This is a genomic window from Streptomyces sp. CA2R106 (assembly GCF_037034245.1).
In the GTDB taxonomy this organism is placed as follows: domain Bacteria; phylum Actinomycetota; class Actinomycetes; order Streptomycetales; family Streptomycetaceae; genus Actinacidiphila.
The window spans coordinates 1-2,551 of record NZ_JBAGKC010000104.1; the positions used below are offsets into that span (position 1 = coordinate 1).

1 protein-coding gene is annotated in these 2,551 nt (G+C 76.8%); it reads right to left on the bottom strand.

The window, feature by feature from the left end; all coding sequences use genetic code 11:
• On the bottom strand, positions 1-2,551 hold a 2,551-nt coding region (locus tag WA788_RS35195), incomplete at both ends, for a polyketide synthase dehydratase domain-containing protein (protein WP_335984500.1).

Below are 2,551 nucleotides of genomic sequence, written 5' to 3' on the forward strand. Positions count from 1 at the left end.
TGCCACCAAGCCGCCCAGACCGCCGGTGCCGCCGGTGACCAGCACCGCGTGCTCGGGGTTCGGGGGCTGCGGGACGGTGAGCACGATCTTGCCGGTGTTACGGCCCTCGCGCAGGAAGCGGAACGCCTCCGCGTACCGCCGGATGTCCCACGTGCGGACCGGCGCGTGCGACAGGACGCCGCGCGCGAACAGGTCCACGATCTCGCCGAGCATCTCCCCCAGCCGCTCGGGGCTGACCTCGAACAGGTCGAACGGCCGGTACGCGACCCCCGGGTGGGCCGCCGCCACCTCCTGCGGGTCGCGGATGTCCGCCTTGCCCATCTCCAGGAACCGGCCGCCGCGCGGCAGCAGCCCCAGCGAGGCGTCCACGAACTCGCCCGCGAGGGCGTCCAGGACGACGTCCACGCCTTCGCCGCCGGTCGCCCGGGCGAAGGTCTCGGCGAAGACAAGGTCGCGGGAGGACGCGATCCGCTCGGGCGGCACCCCGAGGGCCCGCACGGCGGGCCACTTCGCGGGGCTGGCGGTCGCGTAGACCTCCGCGCCCAGGTGCGTGGCGACCTGGACCGCGGCCATGCCGACCCCGCCCGCCGCGGAGTGGATCAGCACCTTCTCCCCGGCCCTCAGCCCGGCCAGGTGCACCAGGCCGTAGTACGCGGTCAGGTACACCACCGGTACGGCGGCGGCCTGTTCGTACGTCCACGCGTCGGGGATCGGCGCGACCAGCCGCCGGTCCACGATCACGACGGGGCCGAAGGTGTCGGCGGTCAGGCCCATCACCCGGTCGCCGGGCGCCAGGTCGGTGACGCCCGGGCCGGTCTCCAGCACGGTGCCGGCGGCCTCGCTGCCGAGCGTGGCGTCACCGGGGTAGAGGCCGAGCGTGATCAGCACGTCGCGGAAGTTCAGGCCCGCGGCGCGCACCGCCATCCGGATCTCGCCCGCCGCCAGCGGGCGGTCGGTGTCGGCCGGCACCAGCGCCAGGCCCTCCAGCGAGCCCTTCGTGACCGCCTGGAGCAGCCACGGCCCCTCGGCGGGCGCCGCCGAGGCGGTCGCCCGGGCCAGCTTGGGCGCCAGCGCCCGCCCGCCGCGCACCGCGACCTGCGCCTCGCCCAGGCCGGCGAGCGCCGCCCAGTCCGGCGCGGAGCCCTCGTCGTCCGCGGCCGTGTCCGGGTCGAGGTCCACCAGCGCGAACCGGTCCAGGTGCTCGGACTGCGCACTGCGGACCAGGCCCCAGGCGGCAGCAGCCGCCACGTCCGGCGCCTCACCGGCTGTCGAGACCGCGCCGCGGGTCACCAGCACCAACCGCGCCTCGGTCAGCGCCTCGGCGGCCAGCCACTCCTGCACCAGCTCCAGCGTCCGCGCCGTCGCCGTACGGACCGACGCGACGGTGTCCGCCGTGTCGCCGTCGGTACCGCCCGCGGACGGCACCGCCGTCACCACCGCGTCCGGCACCGGCGTGCCCGCGGCCACCGCCGCGACCAGCGCGGCCAGGTCCGCGTACGGCCCGTCCGCGCCGAGCACCGCGACGTTCGCCGCGGCTGTGCCGCCCGGCGCCGCGACCTCGGTCCAGTCGACCGTGAACAGCGACCCGTCGGCGGGCTGCCCGGCGCCCGCCAACTGCGCCTGGTCCACCGGCCGGGACGCGAGTTCCCGGACGGACGCGATCGGCGCACCGCTCTCGTCGGTGATGTCGATCCGGGTCGTGGACGGCCCGGCCGGGGTGATGCGGACCCGGGCCCGCGCCGTGCCGGTCCGGTCCAGCCGCACCCCGGACCAGGAGAACGGCAGCTCGACCGCCGACGTCACGTCCCGGTCCAGCAGCCCGCCGTGCAGGGCCGCGTCCAGCAGCGCCGGGTGTATCCCGAACTGCTGGGCGGCACCGGCCTCTTCGGGCAGGACCAGCTCGGCGTAGACGTCCTCGCCGTCGCGCCAGGCCGCCTGGAGCGCCTGGAAGGACGGGCCGTACTCGTAGCCCGCGTCGGCCAGCCGGTCGTACAGGCCCTCGACCTCGACCGGCTCCGCGCCCGCCGGCGGCCACTCGGCCGGGAACGCCGGCGCGAGCAGCCCGGCCTCCTCGGCGAGCACACCGCGCGCGTGGCAGGTCATCACGTCCGCCGCGTTCGGGTCGTCCTGCGCCGCACGGGTGCGGGTGTAGACCGCGACGTCCCGGCGGCCGTCGTGGCCCGGTTCGCCGACCATGACCTGCAACGGCACCGCCTCGTGGGCCGGCACCGGCAGCGGGACCTGGAGCACCAGCTCGTCCACCACCGGGCAGCCCACCTGCCGGCCGGCCGCCAGGGCCAGTTCCACCAGGGCCGCCCCGGGCGCGATCACCGCGCCGACGACGACATGGTCCCCGCTCCAGGGCTGCACGTCCTGCGACAGCCGCCCGGTGAACAGCCACTGGCCCTGGTCGCCGACCGGGACCGCAGCGGTGAGCAGCGGGTGGTCCAGCCGGCCCAGCCCGGCAGCCGCGGGGTCGCCCGCGCCCACCAGCGAGGTCAGCCAGTAGCGCTCGTGCTGGAAGGCGTACGTCGGCAGGGGCACCGTGCGT